Here is a 17,964-nt window from a genome sequence, read left to right on the forward strand (position 1 = left end):
CCTGCAGGCGATCTGAGCCAAAGCGAGGTGCGATTTCACCCCCAACTCGCATTCAAAACTTACCCCTTTTCACCCGCACGCAAGTTGAATTTGTAGGATATGGCTTACATATTTTTGTAAGTGGTTGAGATAAGGTGGTTTTTCAAAAAAAAGGATGCAAGAAAAGTCCGAGTAAAATTTCCCGTTCAACACGCAAGTGCAAGAAAAGTCTGTTGAGAGTGATTCCTGGATGAGGGGTAAGTCACTGATTGGATGATGGTTTGATGTGATTTTTGGGTCCGGGTTTATCGGGGATATACATCAAAGTTTTATATCGCATGTGCGATTGAATAAACTGTTAAATGGCTCTGCTTTTTTATGGCATAGCAAGATTTCAAGTCGGTGCCATAGCCATACTTTTGATTGCCGTTAGAAGAATATGAGTTTGTGGCTCGGCTTTCCCGTTCGTTGTGAGCGGCCACATTTCAGGTTGGGGGCATCTTCAGGGCTTGAGTTCTTGCGGGTGCCATAAATGTAGTCTGGTTCGCAGGATCACATCTTGGTCCTTGGGTGGGCTGGTGTGTCACCACTTAACCAGGCAAGGCAGCAGACGCAAAAACACGCGCTGCTGCTCGCGGCGTTATGTGTGATCCATGATTGAGATTATTTCTGTATTGGCTGCTGGTGTTTTTCTGATTTATGTTGTGAGGAAATCTCGGTCAGAGCATGAGCGGATTAAAACGCTTTCCCAAAAGGAGCGTGACGAGTTTAAAGCCACAGTTAATTATCACTACCGAAAAATGTGGCTTGAAGGTGGGTCATTTACACATGTTCCAATCTGGGTGGTGGTTATAGTGATTGTGGCATTTTCATTGGCGGCTCTTGGTGGGTTGTATGCAGTCACATAACAAGTGGCGGCAGGCGGATCAAATTTCCGTTCGTGCCTCACTTCAATTTGCCCGCTGCGCCAAGCGTTAGGTTGCTCTGCCTTTCCCTGTTTATTGAGGCTGCAGCAATTTGAAATTCACTGCCAGTAGTAGGCGGTCCAGCATCAGGTTTCGTGCCGTTTGGCATATCTGGCAGTTTCGATCCTGGTGCCATTGTTTAGGTTTGAGGTTGTGGCAAGTTGCTTCCGTTCGTTTCGGGTTGCCACAGTTGAGGTTGGGGGTGGCTGCGAAGCTGGTGTTCTTGCAGGTGCCATAAATTCAGGTTGGGTTCGCAAGCTCACAACGTGCCAGTAGTTGGCCGTGGAGTGTCACGAACCTAACAAGTGGCGGCAGCCGGACCCAGTTACGCTCGTTCCTCGCTACACTGGTCCGCTGCGCCAAGCGTTAACTGTTTCGGGAATTGGGGGGTGTATGACTATTAAAAGTCTGGGTGCAAAATTAAGAGAAAAATACCTTCATGCTCCAAAGGGAGAGAAGGTGACAATGATCCACCTGTTTGCTATCGAGAGTGCTCAAGAAATAATTGATTCTGGAGTGTCGGCCAAAGCTATTGTTGCAGAGGCTGGGATTAATGATTCTTATGCAACTGAAGTGAGCAAAGGCGTTAAATTGTCGAAGTATGTTCGGGTCAATTAAGCAGTTAACAAGGGCCCCCACGCCGACCTTCGGCGGCTGAGGCGGGCGTTATGAGTTCTTATGAGTAAGCCGAAGTTTATCGGATTGGCCAAATTCTTCAGAGATGAGTCCTTCTTGGATTTGCTGATTGATGGCGTATTTTACTGTAATGCTCCAGAGACATACCGCTTGGACGGGTCGGAAGGTATTGGTGATCTCAATGAATCATGTATGCATTCATACCGAGCAGACCGGGGAGATAAGCCAGTAGTCCTCAAAATTGATGGGAAAGAGATTGAGGGCGTCACTGCTCTAACAACCCACATAAATAAGCTAAAAGACATGTGGCTTCATTGCTGGTTTGCGCTGGATTTTCCAGAAAATGACGAGCAATTGTTGGCATTAACCGAAGATTTGAAGAGAGTGAGATCCGAATTTGGTGAGAACTTTGCATTTCTCCCCGGAGTCCACCTCGGCGAGTTTACCGATAGGGTGCGATCTCTTCAGGATGGGCCGTTCGAACGTGGTCGCGTTTTGTATTCCCAAAATCGTGAAAATTGGTCTGTGGGGTGTAAAGCAGAAGCTTATGCATACCAAAGGGAATATAGATTCGGTCTTGGTCAGTGTAAGCATACCTCGACAGAGCCGTTGAAATTGAAATACGAGAATGGATTTGGGGACCTGCTTCAGAAGAATCCTCATATAAAAATATCAGACAAAGAAAGCGGCGCGGTTTGGTTCAAATTAAGCAAGGGTGAGTGCTATTGCAGACCAGAATCATAATAAGTGGCGGCAGGCAGACCAAATCTCCGCTCCTCCGTCGCTCCAATTTGTCTGCTGCGCCAGGCGTTATGTGATTCGTCATAGAGAAAAATGGATACAATTTTATTGGTTTTATACCTCCTTGGATTAACAGGCATCGAAACTTTGCTTTATAGAAAGGCGCCGATTGTTATTCCGACCGGGGGGTTGGTGATAGTAATTTTGATGATGGGTATGGCTATGTTGTTGCCCTACATAGCCTTAAAGGAGGAAATATTAGAAAACACTGCCTTGAATATAGTCGTACTTTGGGTTGGAGTTTTCTATTTGGTTTGGCTTTTCTCCGGGTTATTAGGATTCTTTGTACGCAAGTAGAAAGAGGGTCCGGGGGGAAGGTCTTGCTCCGTTCCTTAGATGTAGACGGCAAAAAACAAGCCCCCCTAGTGTTCTCTTAACACTGAACCTACGGTAGAACAGGGAAACACAACCTCAGGGATGCCGCTATGTCCACAGTTCCCCAACCCCTTTGGCTTAGAGCCCTGTTCTTTATCGGTGTCAGCCTGCTTTTCACCCACGAACTGGATGCCATGACTCATAGTGAGTGGCGGGTGTTGCCGCTGACCAGCTGGCTCGAGCCCGAAATGGGGCGCTTCGTGTTTGTGGTTCTGCATGTGCCTGTATTCGCGCTGGTGTTGGGCTGGTTGACCAGCCAGCTGCCGCAGCGTGCGCTGCAGGGGCAGTTCTGGGTATCAGTATTCCTGATCGTTCATGCCGGGTTGCATCTGGCCTTTAGCGGGCAGTCGCACTATACGTTTGAGGGTATGCTTTCCAATACGCTGATCTTTGGTGCGGCGGTGTTTGGGGCGGGGTATCTGGCGGGAAATTATTGGCTGGGACGGGGCTGACTTTTCAACGCCCAGATCGCGGTGGAACCACCGCTCTTGCGGAACCGGCATTTCACGGTCGGGGAGCATCAAGAAGAGAAGACGATGACTGATATTACTTTCACCGCGGATCAGAAGGCCCGCATGGTCAGCAAGATCAAAAGCTACTTTGAAGACGAGCTGCAGCAGGAGATCGGCGGCTTTGAGGCGGAGTTTCTGATTGGTTTCTTCGCCAAAGAAATCGGGCCGCATTTTTATAACCGCGGTCTGTTTGATGCCCTGCAGGTGCTCACCGAAAAGATGGAAGAAGTGGGTTATGTGATGGCTGAGCTGGAAAAGCCTGAGGGGTAAGCCCTCATTCATTTCTTGACAATAAAAAGGACGTGTCGTGACGTATCTGTTTTGGGCCGTGTTAGGTCTAAGCTTGTTGGCAGCTATTTCATTTTATATTCGGATGCGAAAGGTTGGGCGCCTTCTTGGTGGGCGATATCAATCAAGAATGAATGCGGCGTTGTCGCTATTGGTGATTATCCCTTTCTTCCTTTCGCTTATTCCTGATATAGGCAACGAAGGCTTGTTGCTTGTTACGGCAATTAGCTCAGTTCTGAGCTTTTCAGCAGGGGCCTTCTTGCTGCCCTCTGTTCTACTGGATGCGATGGGGCAGCATGGCTCTGATGATGGTGTTCCCGAGTTTGAGAAAGCGGGAGGAGAGGAAAGCTTTGAGAAAAAAGTACAGGCAATTCGGGATCGGCAGCGATTGAAAAGAGAGTCTGACGGGGGGGGTGATCTGCCTGGGCTGCCTGTATGCCCCTTTGAAGGGAAGCCGGCTGTTATGAATTGCTTGAGACAATGTCGCAGTGGGAGCTAGCCTGCTGGCGATGTCAGTGGTTCTCGGCTCGAGTGCCTGTCCTACACAGGAACACTATTTATGTAGGAGGATGTGCGTTCCGATTCGGTGGCACGAATCACGGGAGGATGTAGCACAATCGTACGATGTAACCCCGCGTTGTTGTTTTATCGTCAGGCATCAGGCATCAGGCATCAGGCATCTAGCGGCCTCTTAGCATGATTAGGACGGAGACATTCATCTTGTCTCCCGTTCCCGCTAACCCGCGATGAACCTAAATTAAGCGATGGCTTACAGCCAGGCTTTCCTGACCCACCTACAATTCCTCGCTCATCTTCGGCTGCGGCTGGAGCCGGTTGCCAGCGAATAAGGGACTAACGTGGCGTTATTACTGGGTTTGATCATCGATATTCTGGTGGGTGGTGCGGTGCTTTACGCTGCGGCCACTGTGGTGCGGGTGGATCTCACTTTCAAGGAGACGGTGATTGCCGCTGTGGTAGCCGCTGGTCTGGCCATGATTCCGGTAGTGGGCTGGCTGTTGTCGCTGATTGCCCTGTTTTACGTGCTCTACCATTTCAGCCTGGCGGCGTTTCCCAATCTGGTGCTGATGGTACTGGTGAGCAGGATGTTTGTGATTGTTCTGAATGTTGGCCTGGCCAGTGCACTGTCGTGATGACAAACCGATCGTTCCTGTGTGGGCTGGCTGCTGTGGTTTAGTAGCACCAGCCGGGCAGAGCGCTCTCTGATAAATTGCCTCAGCAACCTCGGTTTTGCGCCCCATTGGCCTTGTTGGCGCCCGTGGCGGCGAAGCGGTAAATAAGTCCGGGGAGCCCGGCCCCGTCCCTGGGGCGCGGAGATCAATCGTCAGGCTTTCCTGGGGTCACAGTAATGAAGGCCTGTGGGCTACCCGGACGATCAATATACTGTTCATTTGGTCAGTGGTCAAATGAAGGCAGTTGCGAGTTTCGAGTGTCGAGTTGCGAAAGGCATAACCTCACACCACAAACCCTGTTGCCCGTAGGGTGCCTTCCGGTTTTGATCTTTGAAGCTTGCCTTTGCCGCCGCCGACCGCAGGATCACTTGCAGGCAAGCTCCTACGGCGAGGTGGCGGTAGGGCGGAAATCGGCGTGGACGATCTCCGCCATTGGCGGTGGTGGTAATGGCGGAGATGGGCTTTCGCCCATTTCCGCCCTACGGGGAGGGTCAGCCGGCTTTCAGTTTCGGTTTGACGGTGATCAGCAGGGCTGGCAGCAGGGTCAGGTTGCTGAGCAGGGCGACCAGCATGGCGAGACCGGTGAGCAGGCCGAAGTACACCGTGGGGTTGAAGCTGGACAGGGCCAGGATGGAGAAGCCGGCGATGATGGTGAGCGAGGTGTAGTACATCGCTTTACCAATGGAGCCGTGGCAACGCTTCATGGTGGCCACGTAATCGTTGTCGTTGGGCAGCTCTTCATGGAAGCGGTGGATGTAGTGGATGGTGTCATCCACGGCAATGCCGATACTGATAGCGGTGATGGTGATAGTCATCAGGTCCAGTGGCAGGCCGATCCAGCCCATAAGGCCCAGTACCAGGCCGGCGGAGACCAGGCTGGGGACCATGCTGATCAGTGCTACCGGCAGGCTGCGGAACAGGATCAGCAGCATGAACAGGATGGCCGCGAACACGTAGCCCAGGGTCTTGATCTGGGAATCGAACAGGCTCTGCAGCATGTTGTTGTAGAGCACCATGGCGCCGGTGAGATGTACCTGACCGGGCTCCAGATCAAAGTTGTTCTCCAGGTCGTGGCGGATCTTGGCCAGCAGGTCGTTACGGTTCAGGTTCTTGTCGGAATCGATCACCCGTACGCTGATGCGGATCTGGTTGCCGTCATCGGACAGATAGGGGGTCACCAGCTGCTTCTGCAGATCTGCGGGGATGAACTTGGCCAGCAGCATGAGCTGTACATACGACAGCGGGCCATTGTTCAGCTTTTCTGCCACTTCATAGGTGGTGGCCAGGGACAGTACCTTGCCGGTTTCCGGCAGGCTTTCCACGTAGTTCTGGATTTCCACCAGCTTGGCGAGCCGCGCCGGGGTAAACCAGTAGGCATCCTTCAGATTCAGGCCCTGAGTAGCCGGCTCGGCGAAGGGATCACTGCTGCCTTCATCGGCAAAGGGATCATCCATCGGCGCGTCTGAGGCGAATGGATCACTGTCGGCGAACGGGTCTTGGTCAGCAAAGCCATCATCATCCGCGAACGGATCGGCGGCGTTGTTATCCGCGGCGAAAGGATCGCCGCCCTCATCCGCAAACGGGTCGGCACTGGTGTCGTTAAGGGCTTCGCCGTCCCAGCCTTCTCCGGGCTGATCCGTATCTGCCACGGTATCGGGTTGCTGCTTCGGCGCATCGATGACGATATCCAGCGGGGTGGTGCCGCCCAGTTTGCGGTCGATCTGCACCATGCCCTTGTAGATCTCGGTGTCTTCCTGGAAGTAATCGATAAAGCGGTTTTCCACCGTGAGTTTGCTGATGCCCCACAGGGAACCGCAGACCATGACCAGTGCCATCACTAACAGGGTGGGGCGGTGGCGTTCGGTGAAGCCGGCGAAGGCCAGGGTCAGCTGTCGGCTGATGTCCTTGCCCTGGCGAGGTTTGCCGGGGGAAAGCGGCGCCAGCAGGGCGGGGAATACCAGGAAGCAGACAAGTAGCGCTACGCCCAGGCCCAGGGTCATCATCCAGCCGAAGTCGATCACCGGGCGTATGCCACTGATCACCAGGGAGGAGAAGCCCACCATGGTGGTGAGGATCATGTAGATGCTGGGCCGCATCATGTGCGCGGCGGTTTCCTTGATCAGCCAGCTCTGGCTGGCATCCGGGTTTTCCTGATGCAGTTCCCGGAAGCGCACGGTGAGGTGGATGGTGATGGACATGGTGATAATCAGCAGCAACGAGATGTAGTTGCTGCTGATCACCGACACTTTCCAGTCCATCAGCCCCAGCCAGCCGGTGACGGCCAGCACGGTGACGGCACAGCAGGCCAGCGGAATGACCACCCAACGCGGCCGGCGGAAGATAATGAACAGGGCGAGGATGAGAAACAGCAGCACACCCACGCCGAAGATTTTCAGGTCGGCGCGGATAAAGCTGACCACATCGGTGGTGATCATGGGCACGCCGCCCAGGAACAGATCGGCCTGGTCGCGGTAGCGATCCATGATGTCGCGCACCTGCTGGATTTCACCGGCGGTGCGGGCCTGAATCTGGCTGTTGTACTCGCTGAAGGCCAGGTTGGCATCGGCCAGTTCGGCCTCGCCCTGCGCATCCAGTTCGCCACTGCGGTGCTGGTCGCGCAGGTCGTTGCGGCGATAGAGCAGTTCGAAGTACTTTTCGTCGCGCTCAAAATTGACCAGCAGGGCGGTGGTGCCGCCATCGTCGCTGACCAGCAGGTCTTCGTATAACGGATTGACGTCGGTGAACTCATCCCGGGCGAGCTGCAGATCCACATCGGGATCGGCCAGGGTGCGGTAGTTATTCGCCAGTTCGCTGAATTCCACCTTGGGGCTGAACAGCAGCGGCACGTCCATCATGCTGTAGACCGATTTCACCCGGTCGATACCTTTCAGGTCCTGCTGCAGGGCCTGCAGGTGATCCAGACTGTCGCGCTGGAACAGCGGTGCCTCAGTGGGCGTATAGGTGATGACCAGAAAATCGCTGCCGCCATACTGCTTGGAGACCTTGCGGTAATAATCCAGATCCTTGTCGTTCTCCAGCACCAGCGAATCGGTGGAGGCGTCGATCTTGAAATGGCGGGCCTGCCAGCCGGCAAAGCCACACAGCAGGACCAGCAGCACCAGCCAGAACACAGGATGGGCGAGCACCGCCCGGCAGTAGGCGTTAAACAGCCGATGAGTCATGAATCAATCCGTTGTTGTTATGGCGGCAATCAGAACATGGCCGCATATTCTGCGGCAAAGCGGGTGTCGAAGCGGTGAATGACCTTGCCCAGCGGCCAGCCCACCAGCGGGGTCAGCAGGCCTTCGGTCCACTCTTCCTGGTGGACGCGGCAGTTGCCGTTGTCGTCATCCATGAAGGTGAAACGGTGGAGGATGCGGCCAAAGGGCGTATCCAGTCCCCAGGTAATACGCTCGTTTTCCTTGTACTCGTAGACCTTTACCACCACCGGTGCCGGAGGCATGCCGGGCAGGTCGACCACAAACAACAGCAGGGCACCGGGACGCCATTCGCCGTTAAGGAGGCGGGCATGGCGAACGATAGAGCACCAGCTTTGCCAGTTACTGGCGTCAGCAAACAGATTAAAGGCCTGCTTGCGTGGGGCAAGGGTGTCGGTGACCTCGTCGACCAGATAGCGTTTCAGCATGGAGAATCCCTGTGGTTGTCGTCCTGTACGAATGGCATAGCTTACCGGGCCGGCAGGCGGCATAACAGGCCAATTATGATCAGCCAGTTGACCGCAGCAGAGCCTTTTTCTAGCGTGGAGGGATTGCGAGGATAACCCATGACAACAACACTGCTTCCCGCGTCCATTCTTCCCGGTTTGCTGGAGGTGTCACTGCGCAGCCAGCAGGACATCCCGGCGCTGTTCGAGCGGCTGGGGATCGATGTGGATATTGTCGGGCGCAGTGACCGCTTTATCAGCCTTGCCCAGCTCGACGAACTGCTTTTTTCCGCGTTCATGGAAAGCGACGATCCCTTGTTTGGATTGCGCATCGGTGCGGATAACCATTACGGCAACCTGGATCTGCTTGGCAACCTGATGGCGACGGCGGAAACGCTGGAAGCCGGCCTGGCCATGTTGTTCCGGTACAAGGATCTGCTGGTGCCGTATCTGCATTTTCAGTTGACGCTGGACAACGGTCTGGCAACGCTGGCGGTGGAGAGCGACGGCAAGGCACTGCGTTTCACCGGTACCCGTGTGCACAATGATCTGGTGGTCGCCACCATGGTTGCTATCGGCCGTTCCATGCTGGCCAGCGCAATGCCATTGGAGGAGGTCCTGTTGGCTCATGCTCGCCCGGATGAGGATGATCTGGCCAGTTACCAGCGCTTTTTCCAGTGCCCGGTGCGATTTTCTGCTCCTGCCAATGCCGTTGTCTTTCCCCAATCGTTGCTTGAAACACCCCTTCCGCGGGCGTTTCCCAAGTACCACGAGCGACTCAAGCGATCAGCGGATCAGGTCATGTCCGGGTTGTCCCGGGCGGAAGGGGTTGCCGGTAAGGTCTTGCTGAGGATGCAAAGCCAGTTGGGGCAGGGGGAAATCACCATTGATGTGGTGGCGGCATCCCTGGCCATGAGCCCGAGGACCCTGCAGCGTCGGCTGAAGGAAGAGGGCACCCGGTTTGCCACCCTGCGTGACCAGGTCAAGCATCGCCATGCCTGCGAGATGCTGGCCGGGAGTGATTGCGACATGGGGGTGCTGGCCCAACGGTTGGGCTTCTCCGACACGGCCAACTTCTACCATGCCTTCAAGCGCTGGCAGGGCTGTGCGCCGGGGGAGTACCGGCGACGTAACGGCGGAGGCTAGCCGGTTAATCAAAGGCGTTATTTACCACAGAGGGCACAGAGCACACAGAGATAAAACCCGTGATTATCTCCGTGATCTCTGTGGTAAACCCGCTTTCAGGGGGTTGGGTTTTATGTGGGAGTTTGCTTGCAGGTGAAGGGTTGGGGTAATCGCTTGCAGGCACGCTCCCACAGTGGGTGTGGGATGTGTGGTTTCCTGTTTTTACCTCAGTGAACTCTGTGACCTCTGTGGTAAAGCTGCTTTCAGGTTTTGGGCTGAGGTGTGGCACTTTGCCGCATTGGCTTTTCCGGGCTGGACGGTAGGCTTGCGCACCATCTGTCTACTACCGGATTTTTGCCATGTCTCTGCGTTTTCTGCCTGTCGCTCTTGCCGTAAGTTCTGCCTGTCTGCCTGCCCTGTCTGCCGCGCATTACGATGGTGGTCGTGCCGATAGCCACGCCCCGATTTCCGTTACCGGCGATCATACTCATGGTGCCAAGGAGTGGATGCTGGCTTACCGCTACATGGGCATGCGCATGAGCGGTGCCCGTTCCGGCACGGATTCCCTGAGTACCGAGGAGGCGTTTGCCGAGATCCCGGGGGCCATGGGCATGAAGGTGCTGCCCTACGAAATGCAGATGGAAATGCACATGATCGGCGGGATGTATGCGCCTACCGATAACCTGACGCTGGTGGCCATGCTGCCGTACGCCACCAAGGAAATGACCGCCAAGACCCGCATGACCATGATGGGCAATACCATGGAAGGAGAAACCGAGGCGGAAACCTCCGGCATCGGTGATGCCGGTATCGGTGGTTTGTACAAGGTGCTGGATGAGGACGGTTACCGCCTGCATTTCAATCTGGTACTCGGCCTGCCCACCGGCTCCATCGAAGAGGAAGATTACATTCCCATGCAGCAGCAGGATGCCCAGCTGCCTTATGGTATGCAGCTTGGCTCCGGCAGCTATGAGCTGCGCCCGGGGGTGACCCTGAACAAGCAATATGCCAGCTGGAGCTGGGGTGCACAGCTGAGTGGCCGGGTGGCGTTGGATGAAAACGACCAGGGCTACAAACTGGGTTCGCGCAAGAACCTGACCGCCTGGGCTGCCAAGCCGGTAGCCCCGTGGGCATCGGTTTCCGTGGCAGCCTACCAGAGCTGGTGGTCAGACATTCATGGTTCTGCCGAAGACCTGACCATCAACCCGCTGGTGAATCCCGCTGCGGACCCGGAAAGCAAGGGCGGCCGTCGTCTGGATCTGGGCGTGGGGGTGAACCTGCTGGGCAAGCAGGGCGCGGTAAAAGGCCACCGTCTGGCGTTTGAATACAAGGCGCCGGTACAGCAATCCCTGAATGGCCTGCAGCTGGAAAACGATTATGTATTCGTGGTCGGCTGGCAGAAGGCGTTCGGCGGTTAAGGCTCCGCCTGATGAGGGCCAGGGCCAATGGCGGAGATTGGCTCTCGCCAATTTCCGCCCTACGCAGGCCTGATGCCATGACGGGTGTGAACTCGTACGGCGGAAATGGGCGAATGCCCATCTCCGCCGTGTTGCGTGTAGCAGCCGCGCAGCGGCCAACAAAAAAGCCGCTCCTGGAAAGGGGCGGCTTTTTTGTTGAAGTGGTGCCGGATATAGGAGTCGAACCTACGACCTTCGCATTACGAATGCGCTGCTCTACCAACTGAGCTAAACCGGCATGCCTCGGGGGCGGCGCTATTCTAGCAGGACGCCCCGTGCAGGCAAGCAGGAATCAGCCTTCCTGCTTGATGCCAGCCAGTTTGCGGGCATGCCACTTCTTCTTCTCCACATCCATGCCACGCAGAATCTGGATACGCTGGGCCTGCGGGCTGCCGGCGCCATGCATGGACTCGGTGAGGTAGCCCACTGCATTGCGGCCCAGGGTCATGTTCTCGATGAGTCGCAGGATGCGCATGCGGTCTTCCGTGGGGATGTCCTCGCGGCCTTTCAGGAAGCGGCGGATGATGTCGCCGGCTTCCTCGTTGTCCAGATCCTGTTCGCTGGGCATGGTGACCATGATGCCGCCGGCCAGATCCTGGGCGAGACGAGAGATCTCGTAGGGGAAGCGGGTCACGTTGTGCTTGCACACGTTGGCCAGCATCGTGTCGTTCATGTAGATGCCGCTGGGCATCTTCTTTGCTTCATGGGAGCTGGCAATGCCGGAGGAGTAGATGGTCTCGTTGAGGTGGGTCATCTCCACCAGCTTGTCGCGGATGTGGCTGACTTTTTCCAGGCCGTTGTATTCGACGATGGAAGCCGCGGCACCCACCATCACATCACCGAGCCCGGTTTTGCACACGTAGCTGGCGCGGTGGTAAGCGGTGAAACGGGTTACCAGTTCCTGGGCGAACTCGTACTCGCCGTCCATGAACACATGCTCGTTGGGAATAAAGACGTCATCGAAGTAAACCAGGACTTCCTGGCCACCGTACTGCGCGTTGCCCTGATCAATGTCACCACCCTCCATGGCGCGGGTGTCGCAGCTCTGTCGGCCGTAGATGTAGGTAATGCCTTCCGCGTCGCCGGGAATCATGCCGACCACGGCGTAATCCTTGTCCGCTTCGCCCAGGTTCATGGTGGGCAGTACGCAGATCCAGTGCTGGTTCCAGCCCCCGGTCATGTGGGCTTTCACGCCTTTCACGTAGATGCCCTTGTCGGTGCGGCGGGTTACGCGCATGAACATGTCCGGGTCGGCCTGTTCGGACGGGCGCTTGCTACGGTCACCTTTCGGGTCGGTCATGCCGGCGGCAATCAGGATGTTCTTGCGCTGGGCTTCCTTTAGGAACTCCAGATAGCGCTGGTGATAGTTGGTGCCGTGCTTTTCGTCGATCTCGTAGGTGACAGAGTGCAGTACGCTGATGGTGTCCAGGCCGGTACAGCGCTGGAAACAGGTGCCGGTGATCTGGCCCATGCGGCGCTGCATCTTGTTCTTCATTACCAGATCGGCAGGGGATTCCACGATGTGCAGGAAGCGGTTTACCTGTTGCTCAATCAACGGTGACCAGGCGGTGGCCAGCTCCGGATCCTCGATAGCCAGATCGTAGCTGGCACGCAGGGCATTGATGCTGGGCTTGATGATCGGGTGATCGGCCGGCTCGTCAATGAGTTCGCCGAACAGGAACAGGCGAGTGCCGCGATTGCGCAGGCTGGCCAGGTAATCGTCGCCGGTCTTGAGGACGGGGATACGGTCCCAGCGGTCCTGGGCGGATTCTTCGCGTGACGGAGCAGGGGTGGCTGCGTTCATGGTGTCTCCTGTGATCTTGGCAGACTATCGGGCTGGATCCGGGTGGTACGGAGCCATATGCAACTTGGGAATGACTCTGATGGTATACACAGTGTTACGGTAAACAATGACAGAATCGGACGCTGTTCTCTACGGTCAAGTCAGGGAGGCGGAAGGGACTCTGGTATGAGCGATGCCGGGGGAAGCCGATTTCAGTGGCGCGACTTTGCGCCTGTGGAGGAGCGAGCCTGCGGTGATAGTGGTCCGCACCTGGGTGACTCAGCATCTGCTGAGATGCCATCGCACCATTATACGTGTTTGTCCTCGCCGGACGGGCCCAAAGGGGTGTAACGCGACACCCCTCTGGCATTCCGGCCATTCCCCGGTATGGGAATGGCGCTCCAGCGGGCAAAACATGTTTTGCAAACCCCCGCTTACGCCCCCCTTGCCCCGACTCCGTTCGACCCGCTCCGCGGGCACACTCCGGTGCTCGCCCTGTGACGGACGCAAAAAAGACTCGCTCCGCTCAGACAGGTTTTTTGCTCTACGCCGTCACAGGGCTGCGTTCCTCGAGTCACTCTAACGGGGAAGATGCCGTGCTGTTGGTATTGGTGTTCTTCTTTCGCGTAAACGCATCAGGTTGCTGTAGGAACATAGCGCAGCGGAGTAACGAGTTTCGAGTTGCGAAAACCAAACACCCCAAGCATCCAGGTTTTGCCTTTCGAAACTCGCTTCTCGTAACTCGAAACTGTTCTGTTTCCTTGCCCAGGCTCGGATCGTTTGCAGGCAAGCAGGGGTTAGGCCTTGAACACCATGGACGCGGAATTCAGGCAGTAGCGCAGGCCGGTGGGGGCGGGGCCGTCGGGGAACACGTGACCCAGATGGCCATCGCAACGGGCGCAGCGAATTTCCACTCTTACCATGCCGTGGCTGGTGTCGCGCAGTTCGCGGATATGCTCGCTGTCGAAGGGGGCATAGAAGCTTGGCCACCCGGTGCCGGATTCAAACTTGCTGTCGGAACTGAACAGCGGCAAGTCGCAGAGTTTGCAGTGATAGACACCGCTATCCTTGTTGTCCAGCAGGCCGCCACAGAAAGGCGGCTCGGTACCCTGATTAAGCAGAATACGGCGCTCCTCCTCAGTCAGGTTGGCCGCTTTTTGTTGTTTGTCAGCCTCGCTCAGCGGGGTCAGATCATACCCGCTGGCGGATGTCGCCTGGCTCATCCGGCGTCTCCTTTCAGTTTGTCAGGGAAGGCATGGATCAGTTTTTCCACCTTGGGCATGGCAATGGCCCGAATATAACCCTGGTGGGGGTTTCGGCGGGCAAAATTCTGGTGATAAGCCTCGCCGGGGAAGAACTGTTGCAGCCGCTCCAGAGTGGTGACGATGGGCGCGGTAAAGGCACCGGCACTTTCCAGCTGTGCCATATAGGCCTCAGCCACGGCTTTCTCATCTTCACTCTGGAAAAAGATGGCCGAGCGGTACTGGGTGCCGCGGTCGTTACCCTGGCGGTCTTTCTGGGTGGGGTCATGGGCCACCGAGAAAAATACCTTGAGCAGATCGCCGTAGCTGATCACATTGCTGTCGTACTCGATATCCACCACTTCTGCGTGGCCAGTGGTGCCGGTGCAAACGGCTTCATAATTGGCGGTTGCCGGTTCGCCGCCGGCATAGCCTGAGGTCACCGCGAGCACTCCCTCAAGGTTCAGATACACCGCTTCCACACACCAGAAGCAACCGCCGGCGAGCACAGCATGGGATATGCCTGTTGCGGGCAGATCGACAGCCGCATCGGGAAATTGTTCGGGGTGAATGGCCAGGGTGGTGCCGGGTATCACCGGGTTCATTGTTACCTCCAGTCAGGGAGCCACGAAGGGCTCCCGTTGTCCCCTGGTAACCGGGGCTGGCCAGTGTTGCAGAGATCAATCCTGCTTCACGGCGCCACTGGCAATCAGGGTTTCAATTGCACTGTCGTCAAAGCCGGCGTTGCGCAGCACGTTCAGGCTGTCGGCACCGGCCGTGGCAGCAGCCTTGACCTCACCGGCACCACTGCGAGAGAAGCGCGGAGTCGGGGCGGGTTGAACGCTGCCGTTCACTTCCACAAAGGAACCCCGTGCCACGTTATGCGGGTGTGAAGGGGCTTCTTCAATGCTCAGCACCGGTGCAAAACAGACATCGGTACCTTCCATGAGTTCACACCACTCATCCCGGGTTTTCTGCTTGATGACGGCCGCCAGTTTTTCCTTCATTTCTGGCCACTTCGGCGGGTTCATCTGGTGGCCAAAGTCTTCTGCCGGCAGTTCGGCAATACGGCACAGCTCGGCATAGAACTGTGGCTCGATACTGCCGATGGAAACGTATTTGTTGTCAGCGGTTTCATACACTTCGTAGAAGTGGGCACCGGAATCCAGCATATGGGTGCCGCGCTGGTCAGTGAACAGCCCCTGGGACTTGAGGCCATAGAACATGGCCATCAGTGCGGCAGAGCCTTCCACCATGGAGGTATCTACAACCTGGCCTTCTCCGGAGCGCTGGGCTTCCAGGGCAGCACAGACCAGCCCGAAGGCCAGCATCATGCCGCCGCCACCGAAATCACCCACCAGATTGAGGGGGATGGCAGGTTTTTCACCGGCACGGCCCATGGCGTGCAGGGCACCTGAGAGGGAAATGTAGTTCATGTCGTGGCCGGCGGCCTGAGCCAACGGGCCGGTCTGGCCCCAGCCGGTCATGCGGCCATACACCAGCTTGGGATTGCGGGCCATACATTGCTCGGGGCCGATACCCAGTCGCTCGGTGACACCGGGGCGGAATCCTTCGAAGATACCGTCGGCGGTTTCACACAGCTTGAGTACGGTTTCGATACCTTCCGGTTTTTTCAGATCCAGTGCCAGGTTCTGGCGGTTGCGGAACAATACGCTGTGGCCAATGGCTGAATGGGGGTTGCCGCCGGGGCGATCCACGCGGATTACGGTGGCGCCCATGTCAGCCAGCATCATGCCGCAGAAGGGGCCGGGACCGATGCCGGCCAGCTCGATGAAAGTCAGTCCGTGAAGAGGGCCTGTCATAGAGAGTTTTCCGTTGTCTGGTGTCAGATCGGATACCGGCAACGGGCTCGCACCCAATGAGGGGGCCAATGATGCCTGGGTTACAGGTATCCCTGTTCTCGTAGTGTGTTGCGCAGGGCAGTGCACTGACTCTTGGCAATCACCGCCATGTTATTGGCTTCGTGGGTGGTTGCTACCCCGGTCCAGATCGGGCTGCCTTGTGAATTGATCAGTTCGGCACCGTGCTGGCGAAGCGCTTCAGGGATGTCGGCCTTTTTCAGGTCGCCACCAATGCCTACCTCCCAGGTGGGGGGAAGGCTGCCTGGAGGCTGATTCATGGCATTGAGCTGGTTCACCGGTTGCGGTGGCTCGGCGGCATCAATCAGCAGGTGTGTCAGTTCCACTACCAGAATCCGGTCTACGCCGGTTTCCTGCGCCCAGTCCAGAATGCGTTGTTTTCCGCCTTCATACCATAGCGGTAATTCCTGATGGCTGAGCAAAACGGTCAACGAATTATCGGAAAATATATCCCTGCAGGTCAGCTCCCAGGTTTCCCGCACGCTGCCTTCGGGAGTGTGGGCAACCAGCAAAAGCCGGTTCTGTGCCGGAAAGGCTTCCTCACTGGTATAGCGGGTGGTGACATCAGTGGTGCGTGCGCACCCGGCCAAGAGCAGGGCTGGCAGCAGTGCCGCGAAAAGGGAACGCATGGCGGATCTCCGGTTTGATTCTTTGCACAGTGTAGCAGTGCATGTTGAGCGTCACAGTAAATTCACGACAGTTTTGCTTTGGCTGAAACACAGTGCGACGAGGCGGTATCGGCGTCGCTGTCTGAAATTGGTTCATGCCTTTTTTCATAAGGCGTTGCCCAAGTGTGGGCGATGCCATTGGCAGGTAACAGAAGTTCACACACCTTTAACCTAAAGAGTTAAGTAGCACGCCGGCACAACATTTCCATAACGCAAAGCCACGGTAACTCAATTTTTTTTGGCTGCCCCTCCTATTCTAATGATTGCACTGTTCATTCATACCCAAGGGGGTAGTCATGAAAGGATGCATGCGCATCAGCGCATTGGCAGCCGGCGTGATGCTGGCAACACAAGCCATGGCCGCTGACGATAATGCCGAACCAACCCGCCAATACCTGGCGCCGATGATGCATTACCTGATTCTCGATGATGACCGGGATATCTCCAGCAAAGGACTGGGTGGCGGCTTGATCTACGGTCGCCAGCTATCAGAGCACGTTTGGTGGGAGACGGAAGGTGCCGGCTATGGCCTGGATACCGGAGTCGATGACGTTACCGACTTCTTCCAGTACAGCCTGGGCACAGGCCTGGCTTACGCTTTTGGCGATCGAGAAGGTTTTACGCCGTTCGTTCTCGCCCAGATTGGTGCCAATTACAACGATGTGGTGCCGGACGATGACGATGGAATCAACCTGATGGCCAACGTGGGGTTGGGCGCAGTGACTGGGCCGATTTTTGATAACGGTCTCAAACTACGCTTTGAAGGCCGTTACATGTATGACGACTTTGATGGCGTGGTCGGCACGCTTTCCGAGGATGAAGGTGGTTTCAATGACTGGCGCCTTTCTCTGGGTCTGGAAATTCCGCTGGGTGTAACTCGCACCGTGGAAGTGGAAAAAATCGTCTACGAGACTCGCGAAGTGGAGAAAGTAGTCGAGAAGGTGGTTGCTGAAGCCGATAGCGATAACGACGGCATTTCCGACAGCCGTGATATGTGTCCCAACACCCTTGCCGGCGGCAAAGTGGACGGCCAGGGCTGTCTGCTCAAGAACCAGACCATCTCCTTCAACAATATTGGCTTTGAGTTGAACTCCGCGAAGATTACCGCCGTCTCCCGTCCGACCCTGGACAAGCTGGCCGAATCCCTGAAGTCGCAGACCGATTTCAGTGTCGAGATTGCCGGCCACACCGACAGCAGCGGTTCCGCTGAATACAACGAAAACCTTTCTGACCAGCGTGCCAACGCCGTTCGTGAATATCTGATCGAGCAGGGTGTGGCGGCTGAACGTCTGACGTCCCGTGGATACGGTGAAGTGGATCCGGTGGCCAGCAACGAAACGGCATCCGGCCGCGCCATGAACCGCCGTGTTGAATTCCGCGTCAGCGAATAAGGAGACAAA

At 56.3% G+C, this 17,964-nt stretch carries 18 protein-coding genes and 1 tRNA gene; 11 read left to right on the forward strand and 8 right to left on the reverse strand.

Annotated features, from left to right (window positions below; all coding sequences use genetic code 11):
- The first annotated feature begins 632 nt into the window (after nucleotides 1–632).
- The 8 genes from MWU49_RS00755 to MWU49_RS00790 all read left to right on the forward strand — a co-directional run bounded on the left by MWU49_RS00755 (nucleotide 633) and on the right by MWU49_RS00790 (nucleotide 4,707).
- On the forward strand, nucleotides 633–887 hold the full coding sequence (locus tag MWU49_RS00755) for a hypothetical protein (protein WP_246966938.1): 255 nt from the start codon (nucleotides 633–635) through the stop codon (nucleotides 885–887).
- A 450-nt stretch (nucleotides 888–1,337) separates the two neighbouring features.
- Nucleotides 1,338–1,562 carry a hypothetical protein gene (locus MWU49_RS00760; protein WP_246966939.1) on the forward strand — a complete coding sequence of 75 codons (225 nt, stop codon included), beginning with the start codon at nucleotides 1,338–1,340 and terminating at the stop codon, nucleotides 1,560–1,562.
- A gap of 60 nt (nucleotides 1,563–1,622) precedes the next feature.
- Nucleotides 1,623–2,324, forward strand: coding sequence for a hypothetical protein (locus tag MWU49_RS00765; protein ID WP_246966940.1), 702 nt, complete (start codon nucleotides 1,623–1,625; stop codon nucleotides 2,322–2,324).
- 90 nt (nucleotides 2,325–2,414) lie between these two features.
- Nucleotides 2,415–2,678, forward strand: coding sequence for a hypothetical protein (locus MWU49_RS00770; protein WP_246966942.1), 264 nt, complete (start codon nucleotides 2,415–2,417; stop codon nucleotides 2,676–2,678).
- 128 nt (nucleotides 2,679–2,806) lie between these two features.
- A complete protein-coding gene (locus MWU49_RS00775; protein WP_246966944.1) occupies nucleotides 2,807–3,208 on the forward strand; it encodes a DUF6713 family protein in 402 nt (133 codons plus the stop codon).
- 84 nt (nucleotides 3,209–3,292) lie between these two features.
- Nucleotides 3,293–3,538, forward strand: coding sequence for a DUF2164 domain-containing protein (locus MWU49_RS00780; RefSeq protein WP_246966945.1), 246 nt, complete (start codon nucleotides 3,293–3,295; stop codon nucleotides 3,536–3,538).
- 37 nt (nucleotides 3,539–3,575) lie between these two features.
- Nucleotides 3,576–4,055 carry a hypothetical protein gene (locus tag MWU49_RS00785; protein ID WP_246966947.1) on the forward strand — a complete coding sequence of 160 codons (480 nt, stop codon included), beginning with the start codon at nucleotides 3,576–3,578 and terminating at the stop codon, nucleotides 4,053–4,055.
- A gap of 358 nt (nucleotides 4,056–4,413) precedes the next feature.
- A complete protein-coding gene (locus tag MWU49_RS00790) occupies nucleotides 4,414–4,707 on the forward strand; it encodes a hypothetical protein (RefSeq protein ID WP_246966949.1) in 294 nt (97 codons plus the stop codon).
- A 530-nt stretch (nucleotides 4,708–5,237) separates the two neighbouring features.
- Here the strand turns inward: MWU49_RS00790 and MWU49_RS00795 are convergent.
- Together MWU49_RS00795 and MWU49_RS00800 are read right to left on the reverse strand one after the other, a co-directional pair.
- Complete coding sequence (locus MWU49_RS00795) at nucleotides 5,238–7,928, reverse strand: MMPL family transporter (protein ID WP_246966951.1); 2,691 nt, start codon at nucleotides 7,926–7,928, stop codon at nucleotides 5,238–5,240.
- A gap of 29 nt (nucleotides 7,929–7,957) precedes the next feature.
- On the reverse strand, nucleotides 7,958–8,392 hold the full coding sequence (locus tag MWU49_RS00800) for an SRPBCC domain-containing protein (protein WP_246966953.1): 435 nt from the start codon (nucleotides 8,390–8,392) through the stop codon (nucleotides 7,958–7,960).
- A 138-nt stretch (nucleotides 8,393–8,530) separates the two neighbouring features.
- Here MWU49_RS00800 and MWU49_RS00805 point away from each other — a divergent pair, with 138 nt between their 5' ends.
- Nucleotides 8,531–9,556 (forward strand): AraC family transcriptional regulator, encoded by a 1,026-nt coding sequence (locus tag MWU49_RS00805; protein ID WP_246966955.1) that lies wholly within the window; start codon nucleotides 8,531–8,533, stop codon nucleotides 9,554–9,556.
- A gap of 338 nt (nucleotides 9,557–9,894) precedes the next feature.
- Nucleotides 9,895–10,953, forward strand: a complete 1,059-nt coding sequence (locus MWU49_RS00810; protein ID WP_246966957.1) for a transporter — start codon at nucleotides 9,895–9,897, stop codon at nucleotides 10,951–10,953.
- A 201-nt stretch (nucleotides 10,954–11,154) separates the two neighbouring features.
- Here the strand turns inward: MWU49_RS00810 and MWU49_RS00815 are convergent.
- The 6 genes from MWU49_RS00815 to MWU49_RS00840 form a co-directional block, all read right to left on the reverse strand.
- Nucleotides 11,155–11,230 (reverse strand) — tRNA-Thr (locus MWU49_RS00815).
- A 54-nt stretch (nucleotides 11,231–11,284) separates the two neighbouring features.
- Nucleotides 11,285–12,796, reverse strand: a complete 1,512-nt coding sequence (locus MWU49_RS00820; RefSeq protein ID WP_246966959.1) for a 4-hydroxyphenylacetate 3-hydroxylase N-terminal domain-containing protein — start codon at nucleotides 12,794–12,796, stop codon at nucleotides 11,285–11,287.
- Between the two features lie 776 nt (nucleotides 12,797–13,572).
- A complete protein-coding gene (msrB, locus tag MWU49_RS00825; protein ID WP_246966961.1) occupies nucleotides 13,573–13,998 on the reverse strand; it encodes a peptide-methionine (R)-S-oxide reductase MsrB in 426 nt (141 codons plus the stop codon).
- Nucleotides 13,995–14,621: a peptide-methionine (S)-S-oxide reductase MsrA gene (gene msrA / locus MWU49_RS00830; RefSeq protein WP_246966963.1), complete on the reverse strand. Its 627-nt coding sequence runs from the start codon at nucleotides 14,619–14,621 to the stop codon at nucleotides 13,995–13,997. Before msrA ends, msrB begins: the two co-directional genes overlap by 4 nt.
- A gap of 75 nt (nucleotides 14,622–14,696) precedes the next feature.
- The gene (locus MWU49_RS00835) at nucleotides 14,697–15,839 is read right to left on the reverse strand and encodes a CaiB/BaiF CoA-transferase family protein (protein WP_246966965.1); all 1,143 of its coding nucleotides are present in this window, start codon (nucleotides 15,837–15,839) and stop codon (nucleotides 14,697–14,699) included.
- Nucleotides 15,840–15,919: 80 nt separating this feature from the next.
- Nucleotides 15,920–16,525, reverse strand: coding sequence for a hypothetical protein (locus MWU49_RS00840; protein ID WP_246966967.1), 606 nt, complete (start codon nucleotides 16,523–16,525; stop codon nucleotides 15,920–15,922).
- A gap of 335 nt (nucleotides 16,526–16,860) precedes the next feature.
- Between MWU49_RS00840 and MWU49_RS00845 the strand changes: the two genes are divergently transcribed.
- Nucleotides 16,861–17,955, forward strand: coding sequence for an OmpA family protein (locus MWU49_RS00845; RefSeq protein ID WP_246966969.1), 1,095 nt, complete (start codon nucleotides 16,861–16,863; stop codon nucleotides 17,953–17,955).
- The last annotated feature ends 9 nt before the right edge of the window (nucleotides 17,956–17,964 follow it).

Source organism: Alcanivorax sp. S6407, assembly GCF_023016115.1.
Classification (GTDB): Bacteria; Pseudomonadota; Gammaproteobacteria; order Pseudomonadales; family Alcanivoracaceae; genus Alcanivorax.